Source organism: Catenulispora acidiphila DSM 44928 (genome assembly GCF_000024025.1).
Lineage (GTDB): Bacteria > Actinomycetota > Actinomycetes > Streptomycetales > Catenulisporaceae > Catenulispora > Catenulispora acidiphila.
The window spans coordinates 8,573,131-8,592,982 of the sequence record NC_013131.1 but is presented as its reverse complement, the minus strand read 5'-3'; the positions used below and the strand labels follow the sequence as shown (position 1 = coordinate 8,592,982).

The window sequence follows — 19,852 nt, the reverse complement described above, 5'->3', positions numbered from 1 at the left end:
ACCAGGGGAGCGCTCAAGGCGGCGCTCACGATCGTGTTTAAGGCGGCGCTCAAGACCGAGCGGGTGGCGGAGCGTGAAACGGCGCGGAGTACCGTGGATTCCATGACCTCGTCCGACTATTCCGGCCAGCGCTTTGGCCTCCCGCAGACCGGTCCGGGCTCGATGGCCTCGGTCGGCCGCCGGCTGGCCGCGATCATGATCGACTGGGCCATCGCCTACGGCGTGGCCTACCTGCTGGTCGGCGACCGGCTGCTGAGGAACGGCCAGTTCGCGGCGCTGAGCGTGCTGGCGGTGTTCTACCTGGTGGGCCTGTCGATCAGCGGCTCCACCCTGGGGATGGCGGCCCTCGGGATGCGCGTCACCTCCGACCAGGGCGGCCGCGCCTCGCTGTACTCGATCGGCATGCGCACCGTGCTGCTGTTCCTGGTCATCCCCGCGGTGGTCTGGGACGCCGACGGCCGCGGCCTGCACGACCGGATCGCGCACACGATGATCGTCAGCACCCGCTGAGCCGTCCGCGCGACCCGGGACGCCCCGGCGCCGCGAACGCCGACGGCCCGCGACCGATCACCGGTCGCGGGCCGTCGTGCGTCCATGGCGTTTCGCCGGGGTTACGTCCGGCTGACGTGGCTAGCGACGATTAACGCACCTGACCCCGAGGCATCTTGCCGTTGCGCGGCATCGGGCCCTTCGGGATCGGCATGTTCGGCCCGACGGCCTTGAGCCGGTTCTGGTACTCCTGCACCTGCGCCGGACGCAGGTAGCCCTTGCCGGTCGCCGGCTTGAGCCGCATGACGGTCTTGTTCAGCCGACCGAGCGGGACCATGCCCTCCTCGTCGCCAGCCACGATGTCCTGGGCGACCAGCGGCACGTCCGGGCCGAACAGCCGGGTCAGGTGCCGGCGCTCCTCGGTGAACAGCGCCTTGAGCCGGTTCGGGTTGCCCTCGCCGACCAGGATGATGCCCGGACGCCCCAGCACCCGGTGGATCATGTCCTGCTGCCGGTTGAAGCGCACGCCAGGGGTGACGTCCCAGCCGCGGCGCAGCGTGTCCAGCACCGAGGCGGCCGCGCCGGCCTGGTCCTTGATGGAGGAGTAGGCCGCGCGCTGGGCCCGCCGTCCGAAGACGATCATCGCGGCCAGCACCGCGACCGGGATGCCGAAGATCCCGTAGAACAGCGGGGAGCCGAGCAGGACGCCCAGCGCCACGAACACCACCAGGGCGCCCAGGGCCCAAGCGGCCAGAACCAGCGGAAGCTTGGGATCCTCCTTGCGGGTCATCCCGTAGACCTCGCGGATCTGCGTCAGCCGGCCCTTTTTCTTGGGCGCATCCCCGCCGGCGGGGGTCTTCGTCGTGGTGTCGCGTGCCATGCCACGCAGGATACGTGGTGCTCGCGCCCCGTGGTAAACCAGTTCGGCAGGTTACCGGGTCCGGATGCCCATCCTGGTGAGCGACTCGTGGGCTTCGGCGCGCAGCGCGGCGCGCTGCTGTCCCTCCAACACGGCCGCGCGGGCGTTCGCCAGGGCGCCCTGCTGGCCGCCGGCGCGCAGCACACGGCGTTCGAAGGTGAGGATCATCGTGCGGACGGGGGACGGTGCGGACGGTACAGACGGAGCGGACGACGGCGCGATGCTCATTGCGGAACCTCGACCCAGAAGAGATAAAGGGGGACGTCGGGGCTGTGGATGCGGCGACAGTGGAGCCGGCGGCGGGCCACCACCACTATCAATATTCTTTGTTACAGGGTCTGGCGTGGCGGGTCAAATCGTGGTAACGCGATGTGCAACACATTGGATTCCCGGTGTCCAGCATGCGAAACGGCCCCGGTCCCATCAGGACCGGGGCCGCTGTCGCAGCGTGCTAAGAAACCGCGCGGATCAGGCCGGAACGCCGACGCCGGCGCCGACACCGGATGCCGCCGCGGCACGGGCCTCGACAGCCTCCTTGTACAGCCGCCCCGCCCGGTAGGAAGAACGGACAAGAGGTCCGGACATGACGCCGAAGCCCATCTCGCGGGCCTCCTCGGCCAGCTCCACGAACTCCTCGGGCTTGACCCAGCGCATCACCGGGTGGTGCCGCGGGGAGGGCCGCAGGTACTGGGTGATGGTCACCAGGTCGCAGCCGGCCTCGCGCAGGTCGGTCAGCGCCTGCGAGATCTCCTCGCGCTCCTCGCCCATGCCCAGGATCAGGTTGGACTTGGTGACCAGGCCGTAGTCGCGGGCCTGGCGGATGACGTCCAGCGAGCGCTCGTAGCGGAAGCCGGGGCGGATCTCCTTGAAGATCCGCGGCACGGTCTCGATGTTGTGCGCCAGCACCTCCGGACGGCTGCCGAAGACCTCGGCGAGCAGTTCGGGCTTAGCGTGGAAGTCCGGGATCAGCAGCTCGACGCCGCAGCCGGGCAGCAGCGCGTGGATCTGGCGGACGGTCTCGGCGTACAGCCAGACGCCCTCGTCCTCGAGGTCGTCGCGGGCCACGCCGGTGATAGTGGCGTACTTCAAGCCCATGGTCTGCACGGACTCGGCCACGCGGCGCGGCTCGTCGGTGTCGTAGTCCTTGGGCTTGCCGGTGTCGATCTGGCAGAAGTCGCAGCGCCGGGTGCACTGGTCGCCGCCGATGAGGAAGGTCGCCTCGCGGTCTTCCCAGCACTCATAGATGTTCGGACAGCCGGCCTCTTCGCACACCGTGTGCAGGCCTTCGCTGCGCACCAGGCTCTTCAGGCCGGTGTACTCCGGGCCCATCTTGGCGCGGGTCTTGATCCAGCTGGGTTTCTTCTCGATGGGGACGGCGCTGTTGCGGACCTCAAGCCGGAGCAGCTTGCGGCCTTCGGGTTCTGGGGTGACGGCCGTCACTTCGAGTCTCCTTGCATGAACATGAAATGGATACCGCGTACCGCGTATTCCTACGATTACCAGCCTACGACGCCGGCGGACTATTCCTTCCCGGCGCCGACGAGCCCGTAGGCCTCGGATACCACGTCGTCGAGGTGCCGGGCGACCAGCGGCGCGACCTCCTCGACGGTGACGTCCCGGCCGAGTTCGGCCGACAGCGAGGTGACTCCGGCGTTCCGGATGCCGCAGGGGATAATCTTGTCGAACCAGGCCAGGTCGACGTCGCAGTTCATGGAGAAGCCGTGCATGGTCACGCCCTTGGCGACGCGCACGCCGATCTGCGCCAGCTTGCGGTCGGCCCGGCGCTGCCCGGCGTTGGACGGCGCGTACTCCGGGCCGGCCAGCCGCGGGTCGAACTCCTCGTCGTCGTCCACCGGCGCGCCGACCGTCTTCAGCTGGAGCTTCAGGCCGCCCAGGTCCTCGCGCTCGATCTCCTCGCCCAGAATCCACACGCCGCTGCGGCCGTGGATCCGGGTGGTCTCCAGGCCCAGCTCGGCGCAGGCCCGGATCATCGCCTCCTCCAGCCGGCGCACGTGGCCGACCACGTCCATCGCCTCCGGCAGCCGCAGGATCGGATAGCCGACCAGCTGCCCGGGCCCGTGGAAGGTGATGCGGCCGCCGCGGTCCACGTCGAGGACCGGAGTGCCGTCGGTGGGCCGCTCCTCCGGCGAGGTGCGGCGGCCCGCGGTGAACACCGGCGGGTGCTCCAGCAGGATCAGGGTGTCGTCGATCTCGTCGGCGACACGCTGGGCGTGGACCTCGCGCTGGAGATCCCACGCCGCCAGATACGGAACGGCCTCCGCGCCGAAGCCGGCGCGGAGGACCGAGATACCACGTTCGTCAGACACCCCTCAAGGGTACGCCTGCTTCTTACCGCCCTTACGGGGTCTGCGCGGGCAGCACTCCGAGGGTGACGTTGGCCTTCGCGGAGGAGCCGCCGCGGGTGTAGGTGATCGGGATGACGTCGCCGGGCCGGTGCGAGCGCACCGCGGCTGCCACGTCCTGGTAGGAGTACACGAGCCGGTCGCCGATCTTGGTTATCACGTCGCCGGACTTCAGGCCCGCCTTGTCGGCCGGGCCGCCGGCGGACACCTGGTCCACCTTGTAGCCGCTCGCGGTGCGGGTGGTGGTGTCGCTCTGGCCGGACTGCGCGACGCCCAGCGAGGCGATCTGCGCGGGCTTGCCCTGGGCCAGGGCGTCCACGATGGGCAGCGCCTCGGAGATCGGGATCGCGAAGCCCAGGCCGATGGAGCCGGCCTGTCCGCTGCTGCCGCCCAGACCGCCGGAGTTCTGGCTGTTGGAGGCGATCGCGGAGTTGATGCCGATCACGTTGCCCTGCATGTCCACCAGCGGGCCGCCGGAGTTGCCGGGGTTGATCGCGGCGTCGGTCTGGACGGCGTCCAGGACCACGGTGCTGCCGTCCTCGGCCTGGGTCTCCACCGGCCGGTTCAGGGCGCTGACGATGCCGGAGGTGACGGTGCTGGTCAGGCCGAGCGGCGAGCCGATGGCCACCACCTGCTGGCCGACCGCCAGGTTCTTGGAGTCGGCGAAGGAGGCCTTCGTCAGCCCGGTCACGCCGTCGACCTTGATCACCGCGAGGTCGGCCAGCGGCTCGGTGCCGACGATGTGCGCGCTGGCGGTGCGGCCGTCGTTGAAGGTGACGGTGATCGTCGCCGGGCCGCTGGTGGAGTTGCTGTTTCCGTTGCTCCCGCCGTTGCTCCCGCCATTGCTTCCGCCGTTGCTCCCGCCACTGCTCCCACCGAACGGGTTGGTGTTGCCGTTCCCGTTGGAGTTGCCGTTGGAGTTGCTCTGGCTGGAAGCATTGGCCGCGGCGACCACGTGGTTGTTGGTGACGATCAGGCCGTCGGAGCTGTAGATGATGCCGGTGCCCTCGTCCCCGCTGCCGTTGGCGGTGGTGACCTGGATGTCCACCACGCTCGGCATGACGGAGGAGGAGACCTGGGTGACGCTGCCGGGCGTGCTCAGCGCGGTGTTGTTGGTGTTCAGCGGCGAGCGCGTGCTGGACGCGGCCGTCGAGGAGGAGCTGCTGTTGTCCTTGGCCGCGTAGGTGACCGCGGTGCCGATGCCGCCGCCGATCAGACCGGCGATCAGGGCCACGGCGAGGAGCATCTTGCCGCCGCCGAGCGAGGAGCGCTGCGAGGTGGTGGCGACCGCGCCGGGGGGCGTGTAGGGCGGGAAGGCCGTGCCGTCGGACGGGGCGGCCCAGTTCGGCGGGGGAGTGGGGCCCGGGCCCAGGTGGTTGCCCGCGCCGGCCTGCTGGGCCTGCTGCGCCTCGTGCGCCTGGCCCATCGGGCCGAAGGCGGCGCCGGGCTGCGTCGGGGGCAGCTGCTGGCCCGCGCCGGGTTCGGCCGGACCGGACTGCGCCTGGTATGCCCCGGCGGCCGGGTCCGGCGTGGCCGGGACCGCGGGCTGGATCAGCGTCTGGTCCGGGGCGCTGGCAGTCGGCTGGATCAGGGTCGGGTTCTGGTCGGCGGGCGCCTGCGGGGCGGGCTGCGACACCGGCTGGGGCGCGGGCTGAGGCGCGGCGGTCGGGGGGACTGCGTCGTGCTGGGCCTGCTGGACCGGCGGCACCGCCTGGGGGTCCTGAGCCCCCGAGCCGCCGGACGCGGCGGGGTTCGCGCCGAAGCTGTCGCTCACGTCCTGGTGCGCCGCTTCGTTGGCGCCGTTGTCGCCCAGGCCGCCGACGCCGCCTGCGTTGCTCGAGGGTTCGTTCATGTGGAGGAGCTTCGCCTGTTCACCTTAAATGCTGCTGAGACCCGGACAAGAGCCGACCGAAAAACGAGCCCAGATCTCCTGTGTTTCTGCCAGACGCGGGCCCATCGGGTACCGACCTTATGCGGTGCTTGCTCCACAGATGGCATCAGGCGCGTCCTCCCGGAAGCGGGGAACGCGCCTGTGACCTGCCGGTGGACCGCTTCCTAAGCGTTCGCCGCCGTGCCGCCGTTCTGGGGGTCCTCTTCCTCGGTCGGGCGTCCGGGGAGCCAGAGCCCGAGCAAGGCACCGCCGCTCGGTGCCCGCGCCGCGGCGACCCGGCCGCCGTGGTTCTCAGCAGCCTGCCGCACGATGGCCAGGCCCAGACCGGAGCCCGGCATGGTGCGCGCCTCGGTGGAGCGGTAGAAGCGCTCGAAGACGTGGGGCAGGTCCTCTTCCGCGATGCCCGGGCCCTCGTCCGCGACCTGGAGCAGGCCGTCGGACAGACGCACGGTGACCGTGCCGTTCTCAGGACTCCACTTCGCGGCGTTGTCCAGCAGGTTCGTCACGGCGCGCTCCAGCGTCGCCGGGTCGCCCTCGAGGTACCAGGGCTCGAGCTGGATGTCGAACTTCAGATACGGGGCGCGCCTGCGGACCCGGTCCACAGCCTGGCGCACCACGTCGCCGAGGTTCACCGGCTCCGGCGCGGCCTGCGGCTTGGTGTCGCGGGAAAGCTCGACCAGGTCGCCGACCAGGACGGACAACTCCTCCATCTGGGCTCGCACGTCGCCGATGAGCTCGGCGCGATCCGCGTCGCTGATCTGGATCCGCTTCAAGCCTGGAGGCTGGCTCGCTCCCGGCGCGGCGTGCTCCGAGGTGGAGCCGAAGACCTGCGAGAGCAGGTCGATGTTGGTGCGCATCGAGGTCAGCGGGGTGCGCAGCTCGTGGCCGGCGTCGGCGATCAAGCGTCTTTGGTGGTCCTGGGAGCGGGCCAGGGCGGTCAGCATGCTGTTGAAGCTGGTGGCCAGGCGCGCCAGCTCGTCGGTGCCCTGGACCTCGATCGGCCGCAGGTCGCCGGTCCTGGCGACGTACTCGGTGGCCTCGGTGAGCCGGTCCACGGGGCGCAGGCCGGCGCGGCCGACGGTGATGCCGGCGCTGCCGGCCACCGCGATGCCGGCGATGCCGACCAGGATGGAGACCAGGCTGAGGCGGCCCAGGGTCTGCTGGGTGTCGTGCATCGACTGCGCGAGCAGGATGGCCTCGCGGTTCCCCGGCGTGAACTGGCTCGGCTGGACCGGCACGGTCACCGCCCGGACCTTCGACCCGCCGGGGAAGGTGATGGTCTGGAAGCTGTGGCCCGTGCCGTTCTGCGCGACGGTGATGTCGGCGTCGCTCGGCTGGATCGCCGGGAGGGTGGTCTGCGGGTTGGTGCCGAGCTGGACGTCGTCGCTGTTGAAGTAGACGACCTCGTTGTCCTCGAACACCGGGACGGTCAGCGTCGAGGGCGCCTTCACGCCGTGCTGGGTGTAGTCGTCCTGCTGGGCGCGGATGGTCGAGGCGACCTGGCTGGCGTGGTTGTAGAGGGTCACGTCAAGCTGGCTCAGGATCTGGTTGCGCACCGTCACCCAGGCCGCGATCGAGGCCAGCGCCACGCTCAGACCCACCGCGACCATGACCAGCGCGGTGATCCGGGTCCGCAGCGGGACGTGCGACATCATCTCCGTGATCTTCGCGCGCAGCCGTTCGTAGGGTCCAGGACGTTCCTGCGACTCCACGTTCTCGGCGGCGACGAAGGGACTCACGGCGCGGTCTCACGCAGGGAATACCCCACTCCGCGGACGGTGTGGATCAGGCGGGGCAGCTCGTCGGCCTCGGTCTTGCGGCGCAGGTAGCCGACGTAGACCTCCAGGGAGTTGGCGGTGGTCGGGAAGTCGTAGCCCCAGACCTCCTCCAGGATCTGCGCCCGCGTCAGGACCTGCCGGGGGTGCCGCATCAGCAGCTCCAGCAGGTTGAACTCGGTGCGGGTCAGGCGCACCGGCTTGCCGGCCCGGGTCACCTCGCGGGTGGCCGGGTCCAGCGTGAGGTCGGCGAAGGCCAGCGGGGCGTCGGACTGGTCGGCCAGGCTGCCCTGGGTGCGGCGCAGCAGGGCGCGCAGCCGCGCCAGCAGCTCCTCCAGCGCGAACGGCTTGGGGAGGTAGTCGTCGGCGCCGGCGTCCAGGCCGGCGACCCGGTCCGGGACGGCGTCGCGTGCCGTGAGCAGCAGGACCGGCAGGTCCTCGCCGGCCGAGCGCAGCCGCCGGCAGGTCTCCAGGCCGTCGAGCCGGGGCATCATGACGTCGAGCACGACGGCGTCCGGCCGCCGCTTCGCGATCGCTTCCAGCGCCGCCAGTCCGTCGGCCGCCAGCTCGACCTCGTAGCCGTTGAAGGCCAGCGAGCGGCGCAGCGAGTCCCGGACCGCCTGGTCGTCGTCCACCACGAGGATGTGCATGGCCGCATTCTGCCCCGCGCGGTTGAGAAGACGCTGAGATCACGACGATGTTTTTCCTGGCGGTCGCCTCGCCGTCGAGCGGGAGCGTTAGGCCGTTAGAGGGATACGAGTTATCCACAACGGCTGTTTATCCACAGTCAGTCATGTCTTGGTCGCGCACCGTGCCCGCGAATCGGCACAGTATCCGTCATGGACCACGACCTCACCACCGCCCCCGGAACCGTCGCCGACGGCCTCCAGCCCGGCGGCCCCGCTCCCGAAGGCGCCGGAACCGGAGCCCAGGCGCCGCCGCGCCCGCGAGATGCGCGCGGCGCGATTCCGGGCCAGGGCAGTGGTGGCGGCGGTCGTGACGCCGGCGATGGTGACGCCGGTGGCGGTGGCGGTGGTGAGGGCGATGACGGTGCCGGTGGCCGCGATGCCGTCGGCGGCGAGACCGATCCTTCCGACGCGCCGAGTGCCTCCGGCCCGATCAGCACCGTCCGCCTGGCCTCCCCGGGCTCGGTGGTCGCCTCGATCCCGTTCCTGTTCGGCTTCCATCCGGAGAACAGCCTGGTCGTGCTCGGCGTCAGCCATTCGGCCGAGGGCGGCAGCTTCATCCGGCACGGCGTCCGCATCGACCTGGAACAGGTCCGCGGCCAGGAGCGCACCACCGCCCTGGAACTCGCCGCCCGGCTGCGCGATCAGGACGCGGACATCGCCATCCTGGTCGCCTTCGGCCCGCGCACAGCCACCGGTGCCAAGGCCCGCCCCGACCACTGCCGCAAACTGATGGCCGCGTTCCGAGCCCAGCTCGAGGCGGCCGCGAGCGAGGAACGCGTCACCGTCGTCGACGCCCTCTACACCGCCAACGGCCGCTGGTGGTCCTACATGTGCCGCAACAACCGCTGCTGCCCGGCAGCCGGCACAGTCGTCCCCGCCGAAGCCCCGGCCGCTCTCGCCGGCGCCTTCACCTCCCGCGGCCACACTGTCTACGCCAGCCGCGAAGCCCTCGACGCGACCCTCGACCCCCACCCGCCAGAGATCCTCGCCCGCACCGCCGCAGCCGCCGAACACCTCGACCCCACCTGGTACGACACCGACGCAGGCCTGTCCGAAGCCCGCCGCCTAATGGACACCCTCCTAGCCCGCTGCGGCGACGACCCCACCGACCCCGCCCCCCGCACCCCCCGCCCCGAGGGTCCCCGCGCCGGCCGCCGCGGCCTGTCCGACGCCGCGACCGCCGGACTGCCCTCCGCCACCGGCGCCGGATCGGCAGCCTCCGCCACGAGTGGTGCGGCCACCGCCCGGTCCAGCCAGTCCCGACTCAATGGCCGCTCCGCATTACCGAATGCCGACACTTCCCACGCTGCCGACGACTCCGCAGCCGACTACCTCGAGTCGCCGGGCGCTGCTGCCTCGCACGCTGCCGAGAGATCCGCAGCCGACTATCCCGAGTCGCGGGGCGCTGATGGTTCGCTCGCCGCCGACAGGTCCGCAGACAGCCGCCTCGCGTCGCCGAATGCTGATGCTTCGCGCGCACCCACCGATCGCAACTCGCTGGCCGATGACTTCTCACCGCATTCCTCGGATGCTGATGCCTCGCAGTCGGCGGACCACCCTGCCACCGACCAGCCCGGCTCCTCCCCGCACACCTCAAGCGCCGTCATTCCCGCCGCGCGCACCGCTCGCCGCGTCACCAACCGCATCCCCGCGCTCGGCGCCACGTCCGAGGGCATTCCGCTCGGGGCGCTCGCTGAGCCGCCTGGCTCGCTGCTGGCGCCGCCGGTCATGAGTGATGCCGAGGCGGCCGAGTTGCTGGTCGCGCTGCTCAACTGGCGGGTGCGCGACTACCTGGCGTGCGCCGCTTCGACCGTCGACTCCGCTGGACGGCTGTTGCGCCTCGGCGCGGAGCTTGCGCGGCGGGCGCCACACCCTGATCTTCGCCTCGCCCCCTATGCGCTGGCCGCGTGGGCGGCGTGGGCGATCGGCCGGCCCGCTATCGCGCAGTGTGCGGTGGATCGGGCGCTGGCCATTGATGCCGACTACAAGTTCGCCTCGCTGATTCGCGCCGGCCTGCACCACGCCATCGATGGCGAGGGCGTGCGCGAGTCTGCCGCCAGTACGCGGCGCGACCTCTTTGGCGAGGCCGTCATCGATCTCGACGCCGCCGATCGTGGCGACGCGGATCGCGCGCATACCGATCCGGACACCGCTCCGGCCTCCATTCCGTCTCCCCGCTCGACCAAAAAAGTCCCCACCGAATCCGATTTGGAGATCCCATGAACCGCATAGAGCAAGTCGCCGCCCCGACCCCGACCTCGACTCCGACCCCTGCGCCGCAGCCTCGCCTTCCGCGCGCCCGACGCGGCGGCTCCGGTCTCGCCGTCGCGATGGCGGCGCTGGCCGTGCCGCTGATGCCGGGCACAGCCTTCGGCGCCACGTCGTCCACCGGCGGCGGCGGTGTGGCCAGAACCGAGGTACCGCACGCCCGGCATCACCTCCACCACTTCCACCACGGCCCGGTCCTCCCCGATCCCGGTGTCATGACGCTCCGAGCCTGGACCGCCAGCGGCTGGTCGCTCACCGTCCCGAACCGCGACAACGTCCCCTGGCTCGCTGCGCCGGCTCAGCCCGCACTCCCGATCGACCACCCGCGCCCCGTCGTCCTCCCCGACGGCACACACGGCGAGATCGCGGAGTACCGCGTGCCCCACGCCAGCTCAGTACCCCCGGCCGGTGCACGCTCCCGCGTCCTCCCGCAACCGCTCGTCCCGTTCGCGGTGCCGTCCAACACCAAGCAGATGACGGTCCCGTCCCAGCAGGCCGTTGACATCCCCAACGGCGTGGCGAACCATACGCAGCTGCCATCCGAGAACGCCGTGGCCGCCAGCCTGTCGGCATCGCCGTCCTGCCAGCGCAGGGGCTACCCGATCAGCCAGGACCGCTACATGGTGGCGCACCTGCGCCCCGCCGCGGATCCCATGGACGTCGCCGTCTCCCCGCATCGCACCGCCTGTGCGGCGAGGGTCGACTACCTGTCCCAGGCCCGAGCCTGATGAACGGCTTGGCCCTCCGCCCCATCGCGCGTGCCCGCCTCACCGCGGGCCGCGCGGTCCTTCGCCTCACCTACGGCGTCCGGGTCCGGGGTTCCGTCGCCGGACCGGTCCTGCGCCGCCACCTCGGCGGCCCAAGCCGGGTGCTCCCGTTCCGCCCAGCCGCGCGTCACCCAGCCGGTCCGCATCCCGGTCCGGGCCTGGCGGTCGTTCAGTGCGAACCACACGTGGCCGACCACCACGAACCCGATCGCCAGCGCCAGCCAGTCGTGGACGAACGTGGCGCCGGTCCGGGCCGAGACGCTGACCAGGTGCGGGAACCACATCAGGGTCCCGGTCCCGACCATCACCAGGATCGCGCCGCACTGGAAGGCGGCGTTCAGCTTCTGGCCGGCGTTGAACTTGCCGACCGGCAGGGCCAGTTCGCGGGCGCGCTCGCGCCGCCAGGCGTGGCTGCGCAGCCATTCGCGGTCGGTCTCAGTGTGCCGGTTCAGGCGCCGCACGTCTGCCCGATACGCCCGCGAGAACAGCCCCGCCGCCATCGGGATCGGCAGGGAGAAGCCGCTGTACAGATGGATCAAGGCCACCGCCGGGCGATGGCCGACGGCGACCGACAACGAGGGCAGATACAGCACCGCCCCGGTCGCGATCAACGTCAGCATCAATGCCGCCGTCGCGCGGTGCACATACCGCTCGGCGCGCGTGAACCGCTCGATCCGCCGCCGGACGCCGCCGACCTCAGGTGGTCGGGACATCGCCGGTCCTCCCGTTCGACTTTCCGACCCAGGCGTCGATGTCATAGCCGTAGCCCTCCCAGTAGCCGGGATGGACCGCGTCCACCACCTGGATCTCCGAGAGCCACTTGATGCTCTTGTACCCGTACATCGGCGCCGCGTAGAGGCGCACCGGCCCGCCGTGGTCGTGGCTCACCGGGTTGCCGAGCATCTTCAGCGCCACCAGCATGTCCGGGTTCTGCGCCTGGTCCAGCGTCAAGGACTCCGTGTACGTCCCGTCGAAGGAGACGAACCGCAGCGCCTTCGCCGAACTCTGCACCCCGGCCAGCGCGAGCATGTCTTTGAGCCGCACACCGCTCCACGGCACCTTCGGTACCCGCCAGCCGGTGACGCACTGGAAGTCCCGCACCATGTCGGTCTGGGGCAGTGCCGCCAGATCGGTCAGCGAGTAGTGCTGCGGCCGGTCCACCAGGCCCGTGACGGACAGCCGGTAGGTGGTCGGATCGGGCGTCTTGACGCCCCCCGTCACCGTGTAGATCCGGAACTGGTCTCCCAGGGGAAGGAGGTTCGACAGCCCGGTCGGGTCATGCTGAGCCGCGTCGGCGAGGAATCGCTGCACGCCGGATCCGCCGAGCACCCCCAGGGCGCCCAGTCCCATCACGCCGAACACGACACGCCGTCCGACCGGCCGCCCCTCGCGGTCCGCCCGGCCCGGTCCGCCGCCGCTGCTCACGCCGCCGGCATCCGCGCCGCGGCCAGCGTCTGATGCCTCTGCCACAAACCCATCACATCACCGCAGATCATGCGGCACCAGCATCCAGCAGGGAGGTTCTTTGGTTCGTAATAAATATTCGCGGTTCCGGCAGGGCGCATTCTTGCCCCGCAGGGTGGCGAGCGCGGATCTGGAACCGGGCGCGGCCGGTCGTGAGTCTTTCCCCTCGACCAGGTCAGCCCCGGCCCGGAGAACGCCGAGAGGCCGAGAAGCCGCAAACGCTGGAGATCGTCGAGTGAGTGAACCACTGCTGCGCCGGACCAACCGTGCCACCTTCGATCAGCTCTTCGCTGAGGGAGCCGCGGCCTTGACCGACGGCTCGCACGGGACCCAGGTGGTGCCGTCCGAGGGTGACAGGCGGTGGGGCGTGTCCGTGGTGCTCCGCCCGGATCCCGGGGCGGCGGCGTCGGTGGCGGCGCTGGCCCGCGAGGCCGCGGCGGTCGCCGGCGACGGTCACTGGCTGACCGGTGCCGTCGGCAGCTCGCACCTCACGATGCGCGCGCTCGAGTATCCGCGGAACGACATCAGGGACGACGACCCGTGCATCGCGCGATATGCCGCCGCCCTGCGTACGGCGGTCGCCGGTGTCCGGCCTCTGACCTTCGAGGTCACCGGTCTGACGCTGACCCCGCTGTCGGTGATGGCGTGCGCCCAGCCGACGGACGAGGCCGCGGACCGTCTCTCGGTGGACTTCACCGCGGCGCTCGGCCCGGACGCGTGGCTGGAGAGCACGTTCGTGCGGAGTATCTGGTATCTCAACGTCCTGCACTTCGCCCGGCCTGTCGCCGATGCGCGAGCCCTGATCGATTGGGTCGCGGAGCGTCGCGAGGTCGACCCGATCCCGCTGCGCGTCACCGAGGTCGAAATCGCGACATGGCGCTTCACCGGGACCGGCATGGCGCCGTTGCGCTTAGCCGCGGCGGTGCTTGGGTGAGCCGAGCATGTGCCGCAGCGCGTCGGCGCGTGCCCAGCCGGGCCGTTCCGGTCCGGTGATGCGCGACCAGGGCTGGTCGGGGTGCAGGCCGAGAGGTCGTAGCTGGTCTGCGCGGAGTCGGATCTGGAAGGTTCCGTGCCAGTGTCCGTCGGCGCGTCTGCCGCAGTACAAGTCAATATGGACGTCTTCGGGAGCGAATGGAAGCCAGTCGATGCCGCGGTCGAGCAGTCAAACGGCGACGGCACGCATCGGCGCCGGGCAACCCGGCAGGTTCTCGTACGCCAGCACTGTGATCCACTCAGGATCCTCATTCGCCATACGGCGATCGTATGCGGACGGCGCGGCGCGTTCCTCTGATTAATGGAGCTTGATGGAGCACCGACCTGCCGCGATCCGTCGTGTCGACCCCAGTTCTCGTCACACTGACGACATCGGGCTAGGATGAGCGGATGCCTCAGGATCTCGACCCGGTCTATGACCCGGCTGACTACCCGCCGTTCGCGGTGACCGTCGATCTGGTCGTGTTGACCGTCGCCGAGCAAGGGCTGAGCGTGCTGGCCGTGCGGCGGGGCGAGCCGCCGTTCGCCGACCGGTGGGCGCTGCCCGGCGGGTTCGTGAAGCCGGAGGAGAGCCTCGGCGACGCCGCGGTGCGGGAGCTGGCCGAGGAGACCGGGCTGGGACTTCAGGTCGCCGGGCAGGATTCGCAGGGGGTCCCCGACCACGGGGTCCACCTGGAGCAGCTCGCCAGCTACGGTGCGCCGGACCGGGATCCGAGGATGCGCGTGGTGTCGGTGGCGTATCTGGCGTTGGCGCCGTTGACCTCGCTGCAGGAGGGTTCCGAGGGACCGTTCCCGGCGGCGGGCGGCGACGCGCGTGCCGCCGAGTGGCTGCCGGTCGCGAAGCTGCCCGGATCGGAGGGTCTGGCCTTCGACCACGCGCGGATCCTGGCCGACGGGGTCGAGCGCGCGCGCTCGAAGATCGAGTACTCGTCGCTGGCCGCGGCGTTCTGCCCGCCGGAGTTCACGGTGGGGGAGCTGCGCAACGTCTACGAGGCGGTGTGGGGCGTGCAGCTCGACCCGCGGAACTTCCACCGGAAGGTGACCGGGACGCAGGGCTTCCTCGTGCCGACCGGCGGGACCACGTCGCGGCAGGGTGGCCGGCCGGCGCAGCTGTTCCGGCGGGGGACCGCGACGTTGCTGAACCCGCCGATGCTGCGGCCGTCAGCGGACTGAGGGACTGAGGGGCTGACGGAACTGAGGGACTGGCGGGACCGGGCGGACCGGCGGGCCCAGCGGACCGAACGGGTCGCGTGGGTTGGGTGGGTTGTCCGGACTGAGCGAGCTGAGCGGGCTGAGCATGCGCGGAACGCCTCGGGCGTCCGCGGACGTCAGGTTTCCCCGCCCAGATCCACGATGTAGGCCTCGTAGACCAGATCATTCCCGCGTTGGCAGTGCCGGTCGAGCCGTCGGGACAGCTCGGCCAGCTGTTTCTCACTCATGCTCGTCAGGTCGCGTTGCATTGCGCGCCGGAGGTCGGCGTGCTCGCGGATCAGCGTCTCGACGGCGTAGGTCAGGCGCGGGTCGGCGGCGGCGATTTCGGCGTACAGCCCGTGCACGCCTTCGGTCGCGGCCAGGTGTTCGGCGATGGCGGCGGAAAGGGGGACGGCGGGGGCGAGGGCCATAGCGCAGACCTCCTCGCAAATGGGGGGTCCTCTCATGGTGCGCACGCCTGAGCGAGCTTGTCCATAAGCTGGCGATAGGCAGTCGGCTGCGACACTTCATCACTCTTCACGGTGATTTCCCCCGGTCCCGTGAGTGATCACGGCTACCGTAGCGGACAGCGATGTCGCGGACGGTGATCAACCGATGGACACCGGCGCCGATACCCGGCGCCGTGCGGCGGCTATGGCCCGGAGCAGGAGGAGTCGCGGTGATCGAGGCGATCGAGCTGACCAGCACCCGCCGGTCGCGCGGTGCGGCAGGCGGGCCGGTGGAGAAGGTCTCCTTCGACGTCTATCCGGGCCAGGTGACGGCCCTGCTCGGGGCGCCGGGCGCCGGAAAGTCCACGGTCCTGCGCCTGATGGTCGAACTCGAACCCGGCGGCGGCCGCACCCTGTTCGGCGGCCGTCCCTACCGGGCCCTGCGCCCCGCCGTCCGCGAGGTGGGAGTGGCGCTGAACCCGGATGCCGTGCACCCGGGCCGCACCGTGCAGGCTCACCTGCAGCTCTACGCGGCCGGTGGCGGCGTGCCGAAGCCGCGCGTCGCGGAGGTCCTGGAAGTCGCCGGACTGTCCACGCAGGCCACCGTCCGCTGCGGCCGCCTCGATCCCGGCCAGCGCCAGCGCCTGGCGATCGCCGCGGCCCTGATCGGTGACCCCGCCGCGCTCATCCTGGACGAGCCATACGTCCTCGACACGCACGGCATGTCCTGGTTCCACGCCCTGATCCGCGCCTACGCGGCCCAGGGGCGCACCGTCCTGGTCGCGGCCACCGACCCCGAAACCCTCTCCGGCACCGCCGACCACGTCGTCGTCCTGCGCCGTGACGAGCAGGACGGCATCAGCCGCGTGATCGCCAGCCGCTCCGCCGCCGAGGTCTTCGACGAACGCCGCGCCACGGTGGTCCAGGTCCGCAGCCCGCAAGCGGCACGCCTGGCAGCGGCCCTCGAAGGCGAAGGCGCCCGCCTGGCGCCCGCCGGACCCGGCGCCCTCCAGGTCCGAGGCCTCGACCGCGCCCGCATCGGCGAGGTGGCCCACGTCGCCGGCGTCTGCCTCCACGAACTCAGCGAGATCGGCCACGACGACGACGTCTTCGGCCTACGCCCCGTCCCCCGCCAGAAGGAACTCCTCCCCGGCCTCAACCGCGCCACCGCCACCTGGCAATCCGGTGTCCGCCTGGTCGCCGAGGAGATCGAGGAGGCAGAGGTCGTCGAGGCCGCGGCGGAGGCGAGCGCGGAAGCCAGCGGAGAAGCCAGCAGGGAGGCTGAGCGGCCGGCGACGGCGAGGTTTGGCGTACAGGCTGCGGAGGCCGGCGGTGCGCCGCAGATGGGTGGAGGCGCGCCAGCGAGTGCCTCAGAAAATGCGAGTGCGCCGGCGAGTGCTTCGGCGAACGTGGCCGCGCCAGCGAGTGCCTCAGCGAACCTGGGTGCGCCAGTCAGTGCTTCGGCAAATGTAGGTGCGCCAGCGGGTGCCTCGGCAAATGTCGGCGCGCCGTCGAGTGCCTCGGCGAACGCGAGTGCCTCAGCGAACGTGGGCGCGCCGGTGAGTGCTTCGGCAAATGTGGGCGCGTCGGCGAGTGCCCCGGTGAACGTGGGTGCGCAGGCATCGCAGAGTCCGATGGCCGATGCGGGTCCGGTGGCCCAGGCTGGCGATGCGCCTGAGGCGGTCCTTTCGCAGGGCTCAGCTGTGGTGAGCATCGGCGCTCATACGTGGCAGGAGCCGCGAGGATCTGCGTCGGCTGAGGGTGAACAGCGCGTTCGGGCTGCTGGCGAGAAGTCGAGCGTCGCCGGTTCGTGGCGGACACAGGGTTCGGTCGCCGGGTCGCGGTGGTCGGCAGTGAAGGGTTCGCAGAAGCCGCAGGGTTCCGGCGATCGGCAGTCGGGCGCAATCGGGACCACCGGCATCAGCCAAGAGCCGGCGGCCACCATCTCAGCGCCGACTGCTTCTGGGCCCACAGATACTCCTGAGCCCGCGCCGGACCTCGCAGCAACCAGCGTCACCGCATCCGCGAAAAACGCAGACCAGCCCGCTGCGCCTCAAAGTCCTGCCGCAGCTCCGAGGCCCGAGGCGCCGACTCGTGCGAAGTCCCGCGAAATCACGCGCCGCACCACCTCGTTCGGCCTCCGCTGGGGTCGCAGCAAGCCGCCGGCTCATGCAGCGCCGGTGCCGGCGTCGGTGTCAGCGCTGGCGCCTGTGCCGGCAAAGGTGCCCGCGTCGGAGAGTGCTGCGGCTCCAGTCCTGAACCAGCCTGCTGTGCCCTTCACCGTCGCGCCGTCTGCGGTTGAGCAGGGTGCGGCTGAGGATGGGATGACGCCGTGGCGGGCTGCCGCCGCGCGGGCGTCGCAGCAGGGGCAGCAGAGCCAGCAGAGCCAGCAGAGTCAGCAGAGCCAGCAAGGTCAGCAGCAGGCGTCGGTCGCGGAGGCGACCCCGGCAGAGCAGGAAACGTCCGCATGATCGCCGCGTTCCGGTACGAACTTCGTCGGCTGGGGAGCCTTCGGGCTACTCGGCGAGTGCCGGGGGGCGCTGCGGTGGTGGCCGCTGCTTTTGGGGTGGCGGCCGCGTTGGCGGTGTCGGCGGGGGCTTCGGAGCGGGCGGTGGCGTTGCTGCGGTTGGCGGGGACGTTGCCCGCGCTGGTTGCTGCCGTCGTGCTGGGTGCCGCCGCCTCGGGGCATGAGCGGCACTACGAGATGCGCTACGTCACCCTCGCCGTGGTGCCCCGGCGGGCGTGGTTGGCGGTCGCCAAGGTCACGCTCACCGCGTTCGTGTCCGCCCTGACCGGTGCGCTGGTCGCGCTGGCCGCGGCGCTCGGCTACGCGCTGGCTCTGGCGTGGGCTTTTGCCGGGGACCGGACTCTCATCCCCGACGGTGCTGCCGCCGACCCGATCCTGCAGGGCGTGGCGCCGGCGGCTGCGGCGGCGACGGCGGCCGGGTTGTTCGGGCTCGCCGTCGGGTGGCTGACTGCCTGGTACCGCGCGTCGGTCGCGGTGGCCGTGGCGGTGGTGGCGCTGGCTGTGCCGCTGGCTGCCGGGCGCCTGATGAGCGGGCTGCCCGCCATCGCCAAGGCGCTGACGGATGCCGAGGACTCCTTGCGGACCACTCCCGTGCTGTCCTCGTTGCTCAATCCCCGCGTGCTGACCGCGTGGCCGCCGCTGAAGTCCGGGATGCATCCGATCCCGCCGACTTCGCTCGCGGCGACCGCCCTGCTCGCGGCCGTGGCGCTGCTCGGCATCGTCGTCGGTGCCATGAGGTGGCAGCGGGGCAACTGAGGCCGGGCAGCGAGGGTGGAGCTGGTGAGCGCTTAGGAGGCGCTCGGCTCCTCGTCCAGCTTCAGCGACACGGAGTTGATGCAGTACCGCTGCCCGCCGTGCTCCCTCGGGCCGTCGTCGAACACGTGCCCCAGGTGCGACCCGCATGCGGCGCACCGCACCTCGATCCGCACCATGCCGTGGCTCCGGTCCTCGAGCAGCGTCACCGCGTCGCCCTCGCCGGGCTCGTAGAACGACGGCCACCCGCAGTGCGAGTCGTACTTCGCCTGCGACCGGAACAACGGCGCGTCACAAGCCCGACAGTGGTAGGTGCCCTCTGTGTGCGTGGAGACGTACTCCCCGCTCCAGGGCCGCTCCGTGCCGGCCTCGCGCAGTACCGCGAACTCCATCGGCGATAGCAGCGAACGCCACTCCGCCTCGGACTTCTGCACCTTCTCGACCATGCGAATCACCCTTCCATACCGGGTCCAGCGACGGAACCGTGTGGTCCCCCGACTAGATAACGTGCGAAGAGGAATCCGTCTTCCGTCAGCAGGCTGTGCAGTATCAGCGGTAATCCGTCCGTAAGATCCGGCCCGGCCAGGATCCGCATCGAGTCCCCGCCGCGCAGCTGGGGCGCCATGGACAGGCACAGCTCGTCCATCTTCCCGGCCGCCGCGAGCTGCGCCAGCAGGTGCGGACCGCCCTCGCACAGGATCCGGCCCAGGCCGCGCTCGGCCAGCCGGTCCACGGCCAGTGCCAGGTCGACGTCGCCGGTGCCGGCCGCGATCACCTCGGCGCCGGCCTCGGTGGCCGCGTCGACCTGCGCCTGCGGGGCGTCGGTGGCGGTGAGCACGATCGTGGGGACGGCCGGGGAAGTGAACAGCGACATCGTCCAGTCCAGGTCCATCGCCCGCGAGACCACGGCGACGGCGGCGGTCGGCGCCTGGCCGGCTGCGGCGCGCGCCGCCTGGTACTGCTCGCGCACCCGCGTCGGCCGGTATTGCTCGGCGCGGACGGTCCCGGCTCCGACCAACACCACGTCCGCCAGCGCGCGGAGCACGCCGAAGATGCGCTTGTCCGCCTCGCCGGAAATTCCCTCGGACTTGCCGGAGGCGGTCGCGGCTCCGTCGACGGTGGCGACCATGTTCGCCCGCACCCAGCGCCGGGCCCCGGTGGGGTAGGCGTACACCTCGGCCAGATCGACCTGGCGGCTGCGGTTCGATGGTGGCAACAGCTGATACATGGGACCAGCGAATCACACCAGGGGACTTCTGACACGCGCGGCTCATCCGCCTGCCGCACAAGGATTTGTGACTGGCTTCACATGTG

At 71.1% G+C, this 19,852-nt stretch carries 19 protein-coding genes; 7 read left to right on the top strand and 12 right to left on the bottom strand.

Annotation, left to right across the window (positions count from 1 at the left end):
* Positions 1–102: 102 nt before the first annotated feature.
* Positions 103–510 carry an RDD family protein gene (locus CACI_RS36610; protein ID WP_041540691.1) on the top strand — a complete coding sequence of 136 codons (408 nt, stop codon included), beginning with the start codon at positions 103–105 and terminating at the stop codon, positions 508–510.
* A gap of 130 nt (positions 511–640) precedes the next feature.
* On the opposite strand, the gene CACI_RS36605 is transcribed toward CACI_RS36610, so the two are convergent.
* The 7 genes from CACI_RS36605 to CACI_RS36575 all read right to left on the bottom strand — a co-directional run bounded on the left by CACI_RS36605 (position 641) and on the right by CACI_RS36575 (position 8,087).
* Positions 641–1,369, bottom strand: coding sequence for a DUF4191 domain-containing protein (locus CACI_RS36605; RefSeq protein ID WP_015795962.1), 729 nt, complete (start codon positions 1,367–1,369; stop codon positions 641–643).
* Between the two features lie 51 nt (positions 1,370–1,420).
* Positions 1,421–1,636 carry a hypothetical protein gene (locus CACI_RS36600; protein WP_015795961.1) on the bottom strand — a complete coding sequence of 72 codons (216 nt, stop codon included), beginning with the start codon at positions 1,634–1,636 and terminating at the stop codon, positions 1,421–1,423.
* A gap of 240 nt (positions 1,637–1,876) precedes the next feature.
* Positions 1,877–2,848, bottom strand: a complete 972-nt coding sequence (gene lipA / locus CACI_RS36595) for a lipoyl synthase (protein ID WP_015795960.1) — start codon at positions 2,846–2,848, stop codon at positions 1,877–1,879.
* A gap of 80 nt (positions 2,849–2,928) precedes the next feature.
* Entirely contained in the window at positions 2,929–3,735 is an 807-nt protein-coding gene (gene lipB / locus CACI_RS36590; protein ID WP_015795958.1) for a lipoyl(octanoyl) transferase LipB, read from the bottom strand.
* Between the two features lie 31 nt (positions 3,736–3,766).
* Entirely contained in the window at positions 3,767–5,623 is a 1,857-nt protein-coding gene (locus CACI_RS36585; RefSeq protein ID WP_015795957.1) for a trypsin-like peptidase domain-containing protein, read from the bottom strand.
* A 203-nt stretch (positions 5,624–5,826) separates the two neighbouring features.
* Positions 5,827–7,401, bottom strand: coding sequence for a sensor histidine kinase (locus CACI_RS36580; RefSeq protein WP_015795956.1), 1,575 nt, complete (start codon positions 7,399–7,401; stop codon positions 5,827–5,829).
* Positions 7,398–8,087: a response regulator transcription factor gene (locus CACI_RS36575; RefSeq protein WP_015795955.1), complete on the bottom strand. Its 690-nt coding sequence runs from the start codon at positions 8,085–8,087 to the stop codon at positions 7,398–7,400. Before CACI_RS36575 ends, CACI_RS36580 begins: the two co-directional genes overlap by 4 nt.
* A gap of 189 nt (positions 8,088–8,276) precedes the next feature.
* On the opposite strand from CACI_RS36575, the gene CACI_RS36565 reads away from it, so the two are divergent.
* Both CACI_RS36565 and CACI_RS36560 read left to right on the top strand, forming a co-directional pair.
* Positions 8,277–10,349, top strand: a complete 2,073-nt coding sequence (locus CACI_RS36565) for a DUF4192 domain-containing protein (RefSeq protein WP_015795954.1) — start codon at positions 8,277–8,279, stop codon at positions 10,347–10,349.
* On the top strand, positions 10,346–11,122 hold the full coding sequence (locus CACI_RS36560) for a hypothetical protein (protein ID WP_015795953.1): 777 nt from the start codon (positions 10,346–10,348) through the stop codon (positions 11,120–11,122). The genes CACI_RS36565 and CACI_RS36560 overlap by 4 nt, the downstream gene beginning before the upstream one ends.
* Here the strand turns inward: CACI_RS36560 and CACI_RS36555 are convergent.
* Positions 11,098–11,874: a cytochrome b/b6 domain-containing protein gene (locus CACI_RS36555; protein ID WP_015795952.1), complete on the bottom strand. Its 777-nt coding sequence runs from the start codon at positions 11,872–11,874 to the stop codon at positions 11,098–11,100. The two genes, CACI_RS36560 and CACI_RS36555, sit on opposite strands and share 25 nt — an antisense overlap.
* Entirely contained in the window at positions 11,858–12,586 is a 729-nt protein-coding gene (locus CACI_RS36550) for a molybdopterin-dependent oxidoreductase (RefSeq protein ID WP_015795951.1), read from the bottom strand. The genes CACI_RS36555 and CACI_RS36550 overlap by 17 nt, the downstream gene beginning before the upstream one ends.
* Before the next feature lie 274 nt (positions 12,587–12,860).
* Here CACI_RS36550 and CACI_RS46565 point away from each other — a divergent pair, with 274 nt between their 5' ends.
* Together CACI_RS46565 and CACI_RS36540 are read left to right on the top strand one after the other, a co-directional pair.
* Positions 12,861–13,559, top strand: a complete 699-nt coding sequence (locus CACI_RS46565) for a hypothetical protein (protein WP_015795950.1) — start codon at positions 12,861–12,863, stop codon at positions 13,557–13,559.
* Between the two features lie 449 nt (positions 13,560–14,008).
* A complete protein-coding gene (locus CACI_RS36540) occupies positions 14,009–14,791 on the top strand; it encodes an NUDIX hydrolase (RefSeq protein WP_015795949.1) in 783 nt (260 codons plus the stop codon).
* 155 nt (positions 14,792–14,946) lie between these two features.
* Here the strand turns inward: CACI_RS36540 and CACI_RS36535 are convergent, their stop codons facing one another.
* The gene (locus tag CACI_RS36535) at positions 14,947–15,240 is read right to left on the bottom strand and encodes a hypothetical protein (protein ID WP_015795947.1); all 294 of its coding nucleotides are present in this window, start codon (positions 15,238–15,240) and stop codon (positions 14,947–14,949) included.
* Positions 15,241–15,488: 248 nt separating this feature from the next.
* On the opposite strand from CACI_RS36535, the gene CACI_RS46560 reads away from it, so the two are divergent.
* A complete protein-coding gene (locus CACI_RS46560; protein WP_015795946.1) occupies positions 15,489–17,729 on the top strand; it encodes an ATP-binding cassette domain-containing protein in 2,241 nt (746 codons plus the stop codon).
* A 77-nt stretch (positions 17,730–17,806) separates the two neighbouring features.
* Positions 17,807–18,541 carry a hypothetical protein gene (locus CACI_RS36525; RefSeq protein ID WP_143765535.1) on the top strand — a complete coding sequence of 245 codons (735 nt, stop codon included), beginning with the start codon at positions 17,807–17,809 and terminating at the stop codon, positions 18,539–18,541.
* A 32-nt stretch (positions 18,542–18,573) separates the two neighbouring features.
* On the opposite strand, the gene msrB is transcribed toward CACI_RS36525, so the two are convergent.
* Both msrB and CACI_RS36515 read right to left on the bottom strand, forming a co-directional pair.
* Positions 18,574–18,984 (bottom strand): peptide-methionine (R)-S-oxide reductase MsrB, encoded by a 411-nt coding sequence (gene msrB / locus CACI_RS36520; protein WP_015795944.1) that lies wholly within the window; start codon positions 18,982–18,984, stop codon positions 18,574–18,576.
* A gap of 5 nt (positions 18,985–18,989) precedes the next feature.
* Complete coding sequence (locus CACI_RS36515; RefSeq protein WP_015795943.1) at positions 18,990–19,766, bottom strand: pyrimidine reductase family protein; 777 nt, start codon at positions 19,764–19,766, stop codon at positions 18,990–18,992.
* Positions 19,767–19,852 lie beyond the last annotated feature (86 nt).